Below are 4,307 nucleotides of genomic sequence, written 5' to 3' on the forward strand. Positions count from 1 at the left end.
AGTTATTCTAAAAAAACCGCATAAATAAATGGAAAACAGAAATTTAGAATTCACTATTAGACGAGGAATCTTAGACAATGCTCCGAGAAAATTAATTCTAAATCCAGAATATCTAAAATTTGAAAATAACGATTCAATAACAAATCTTAATACAACATTCCATAAAGATGAAATCTCCGAATTTAGATTTGGAATGAAATGGATATCTTTAGAAGTAACTTTTGGAAGAGAGTATTTTATCTACATCAAAAACAAAGAAAATAATGTACTTAAAATAAACTTCAGAACATACTTTGGGAATAAAAAAACTGAATATCAAAATCTTTATCGAGAAATAATTATCAACTTAGAGAAATTATATTTTGGGGATATTATCGATAAATATTTGAAAATGTTTGCTGAAAATGAAAATTTTCAAATTGGCGAAGTTAAGTTCTCAAAAGAAAATATTTTAATGAAAGTTAAGGGAACTGAGAAAGTAATTTCATGGGATAAAGTAAGATTTAAGGAATATTATACTTATTTAGCTATTTATTCATCCGAAAATCCAGAAAGCATTAATAGAGGTTTTTATTATCTTGAAGATTGGAATACCCTAGTTCTACATAGTGTACTAAAAAGTATTTTAAAACATAAAGAATTATAAATAAATAAGAACAACTGCTAACAGTGGTTTTATGAAATTGGGGCTTTAGGGTTTAATGGAACGAACTTTTTGTATATTTGGCTTCAGTCCGAATGGAAAGGTTTGGGAACATATAAACCCCAACTTCATAAAGCCACGGGACGTTGTGCGTAATTATAACCAAACTTAATTGAAATTGAAAAACAATAACGAATATAAGATTGCAATTTTCGGAGCTTTTGCAAGTATAATTTTTACCGCTATTTATGATTTTATAAAAGCGAAACCTATACTTTCTACATTTTGGAATTTATTAAAATGGATTTGGAACCACATTTTTGAATTTCAGTTAAAAATCTGGCAAATCCTTATATTTTTTATTACAATTTGGATAATAAAATCAATAATAAAAGTATTCAAAAAACCTAATGAAAATTTAACTACCCAAAATGACGCTGATTGGTTAAATTATACTGAAGACAATATAAATGGGTTAAATTGGAGATGGAAGTGGATTAAAAACGTTCTAACGCATAAATGGAATATCGAAGATTTAACAATTGCTTGCAACAAATGTGGAACTTCAATGCATTTAGACGATAGTTATGTATATGGAAAAACAGCAGAATGTCCACGATGCGAAAATCGAATTAGAGATTATAAGGATTTAGTAAAAATTGAAGCGATAATAATAGATAACGTTAAAAGAGATATGTATAAAAAATAACTACGCACAACAGCGGTTTTCTGCAATGGCGGCTTTAGGGATTTATTTGGGATGGTTAGTGTTTGCTTTTCTTCTTTAAAATGAAGTTTTTTCTTTACTACTTTTCGGTATATTTGTAAACGTCAGTAATAAAAAACCGCCACTGACAGAAAGCCGGCGGGACGTTGTAACTAATGCTAAAAAAAACTAAACGTTAAAAAACACAATAAATGGGATTTTTTGATTTTTTAAAGAAAAAAGAGTTCGACAAAATAGCTGAACTTGAGCAGAAACTTGAAAGTTTCAAATCAATAATTGATATCGAAAAAGAGGTTGAAAAAAAGAAATCCGAACTTGAAAAAATTGAAGCTGATAAAAAGCAAACTATAATTAATAAAGAAAAAGAACTTGATGAAAAAATCAAGTCAAAAGAATCCAATCTTAATCAGCTAATTTCTTTCAAAGAGAAAGAAATAAAAGAAATAGAAACTAAATTCAATATTCTTGAGAAAGACTATCAAGAATCAATTTCAATTTTTACCGATTTAAAAAAAGAAGTTAGCCTTTATGAATCAAAATTAGATTTAATTGAATTTGGAATCTACGAACCAGTTTATGATTTTGAAAAATCAGAAGATTACAGAACTGAACAAAACAGAGTAATTGAAAAACAAAAAAGTTTAATTCAATCAGAGCAAGCCGCAACTTGTAGCGTGAATTGGACAATTGATGGTAGTGTAGCAAAAGGAAGAGCCAATTCAAAAAAATTCATAAAACTTGTTTTGCGTGCTTTTAATGGTGAGTGCAATTCATTCATCGCAAAAGTCAAGTGGAACAATGTAAATCAAATGAAAGAGCGAATTTATAAATCTTACGAAGCCATAAACAAACTTGGAGAAAATTCTGCCGTAAAAATTGAACAAGAATATCTTGATTTAAAAATTGAAGAATTAATTCTCGAATATGAATATCAAACAAAAAAACAACAAGAAAAAGAGGAATTAAGAGCAATTCAAGAAGAATTAAGAGAAGAAGAAAAAGCAAGAAGAGAATACGAACAAGCTCAAAAAGAAGCTGAGAAAGAAGAAACTAATTACCAAAAAGCGTTAGAAAAAGCTAGAAAAGAATTTGAGCAAACAACTGGTGAGAAACACGATAAACTGCTTGAACAAATTTCTAAACTAGAACAAGAATTAAAAGAAGCTCAAGAAAGAAAAGAAAGAGCACTTTCTATGGCGCAACAAACCAAAAGAGGTCATATTTATATAATTTCAAATATTGGTTCATTTGGTGAAAACGTTTATAAAATTGGAATGACAAGGAGATTAGAACCAACAGATAGAGTTAAAGAACTTGGTGATGCTTCAGTTCCTTTTCAATTCGACATACATGCAATGATATTTTCTGAGGAAGCTCCAACTTTAGAAAATCAACTCCATAAAGCATTTACTGATAAAAAAGTAAATATGCTTAACTATAGAAAAGAGTTTTTCAATGTAACATTAGATGAAATTGAAGCAAAAATATTAGAGTTAAATATTGAAGCTGAATTTATAAAAATTCCAGAAGCAATGGAATACCGTGAAACAAAAGCAATTCTTGAAAAACTAAACAATCCTGAAAAACAAATAACAATTGAAGAAGAAATTGCTGAAATTTTTCCAACTAGCCTAATAAGGAAGCACTAGTTACAACAGCGGTTTTGAGCAAGCGAGGTGACGGTGTGTATCGGGAAGATTCGGTGCTTGCACTTCTCTCCTATTTTTCAATATTTTCTTTCAACCTTTTCAGTATATTTGTAAACATCAGTAATAAAAACCCTCGCCAGCTCAAAGCCGGCGGGACGTTATAAGTTATTGCGCCGGCGCAATATACACGAGCATCTTGCAATTGATTCGCCCGCTTTTTTATTATCAATTCTGTGTGAAAAACATTCTTTGCTTTTCTAAAATTAATATTCAAATTCTTTGAAAAGTTATTCCAAGCTTTGGCGAAATTCTTTATCAAAAAATTAAAACACTTTGCGAAATTTTACAAACTAAACTTGAATAATTCTTCCAATCAGAATCTGAAATAATTACCAAACTTTACGGAAAATTGGAATCGAAAATCTTTGTAAAACTTTGCGTGAAAAAATTGTGGTTACTTTGGGTTATAAACTTTGTGTCGTCGCAACAACATATAACAGCGGTTTCATGAAATGGCTTAGTTCAGTTTTAATCGGTAATGGTAAGTGTTTGCATTTCTTTCTCCGAAATAAGTTTTTTCCTCTAATCTTTTCAATATATTTGTAAGCAACAGTAATAAAATTTCCGCCACTTCATGAAGCCGGCGGGACGTTATGCACCATTATTGAATAACAGAACTCAAAATGACCGAAATGCTTGAAAATGCGCTTAAAATCATACTCGTTATTTCAACGATAATTCTGTCTTATAAAATCGGAAAAATTGTTGTTTTCTATTTTTTCACAATAAAAAAATGGAGCGAAATTGAAGGAACAATTACGAGTTACGAAACTGTTTATTTTCGCTCAAAAACAGATTCTGATACTGAAGGATGGAAAGAAGCAGTTACTTATAATTTTAAGGTTAATATGATTGAGTATCAAGGAAATTGTATAACCAAAAACCTAAATATTCTCTTTCCTTTTAAAGAGCAAGCCAAGCAAAATAATTTTAAAAAAGGTCAAAAAATCCAAATCTATTATAATCCTAAAGATCCTAATCAATCAGTATTGGAGAATAAATTTGATTTAATGAGTATTATACTTCCATTTGGAGTATTGATAATTTTCTATTTTGTGATTTTTTAAAAATGAATTATAACGGTGCATAACAGCGGTTTTATGAAATGGCGGGTTTAGGGATTTATCGGTAATGGTCAGTGAATATTTTTCTTCTCCGAAGTGAGGCTTTTTCTTTCAAACTTTTCGGTATATTTGTAAACATCAGTAATAAAATTCCGCCACTTCAT

At 29.5% G+C, this 4,307-nt stretch carries 4 protein-coding genes; all 4 read left to right on the forward strand.

Annotated elements, in window-relative coordinates:
- Positions 1 to 28: 28 nt before the first annotated feature.
- The 4 genes from LZZ90_RS13880 (at position 29) to LZZ90_RS13895 (ending at position 4,146) form a co-directional block, all read left to right on the forward strand.
- Positions 29 to 646, forward strand: coding sequence for a hypothetical protein (locus tag LZZ90_RS13880; RefSeq protein WP_237791304.1), 618 nt, complete (start codon positions 29 to 31; stop codon positions 644 to 646).
- A 175-nt stretch (positions 647 to 821) separates the two neighbouring features.
- A complete protein-coding gene (locus LZZ90_RS13885; protein WP_237791305.1) occupies positions 822 to 1,352 on the forward strand; it encodes a hypothetical protein in 531 nt (176 codons plus the stop codon).
- Between the two features lie 209 nt (positions 1,353 to 1,561).
- Positions 1,562 to 3,019, forward strand: coding sequence for a DUF4041 domain-containing protein (locus tag LZZ90_RS13890; RefSeq protein WP_237791306.1), 1,458 nt, complete (start codon positions 1,562 to 1,564; stop codon positions 3,017 to 3,019).
- A 692-nt stretch (positions 3,020 to 3,711) separates the two neighbouring features.
- Complete coding sequence (locus tag LZZ90_RS13895) at positions 3,712 to 4,146, forward strand: DUF3592 domain-containing protein (protein ID WP_237791307.1); 435 nt, start codon at positions 3,712 to 3,714, stop codon at positions 4,144 to 4,146.
- Positions 4,147 to 4,307: the final 161 nt, after the last annotated feature.

Origin of the sequence: Flavobacterium sp. SM15 (assembly GCF_022012335.1) — a bacterium.
Classification (GTDB): Bacteria; Bacteroidota; Bacteroidia; order Flavobacteriales; family Flavobacteriaceae; genus Flavobacterium.

What these genes read in the sequence shown, in the direction of transcription:
- LZZ90_RS13880 (WP_237791304.1), top strand. Translation starts at nt 29, where the DNA reads ATGGAAAACAGAAATTTAGAATTCACTATTAGACGAGGAATCTTAGAC.
- LZZ90_RS13890 (WP_237791306.1), top strand. Translation starts at nt 1,562, where the DNA reads ATGGGATTTTTTGATTTTTTAAAGAAAAAAGAGTTCGACAAAATAGCT.
- LZZ90_RS13895 (WP_237791307.1), top strand. Translation starts at nt 3,712, where the DNA reads ATGCTTGAAAATGCGCTTAAAATCATACTCGTTATTTCAACGATAATT.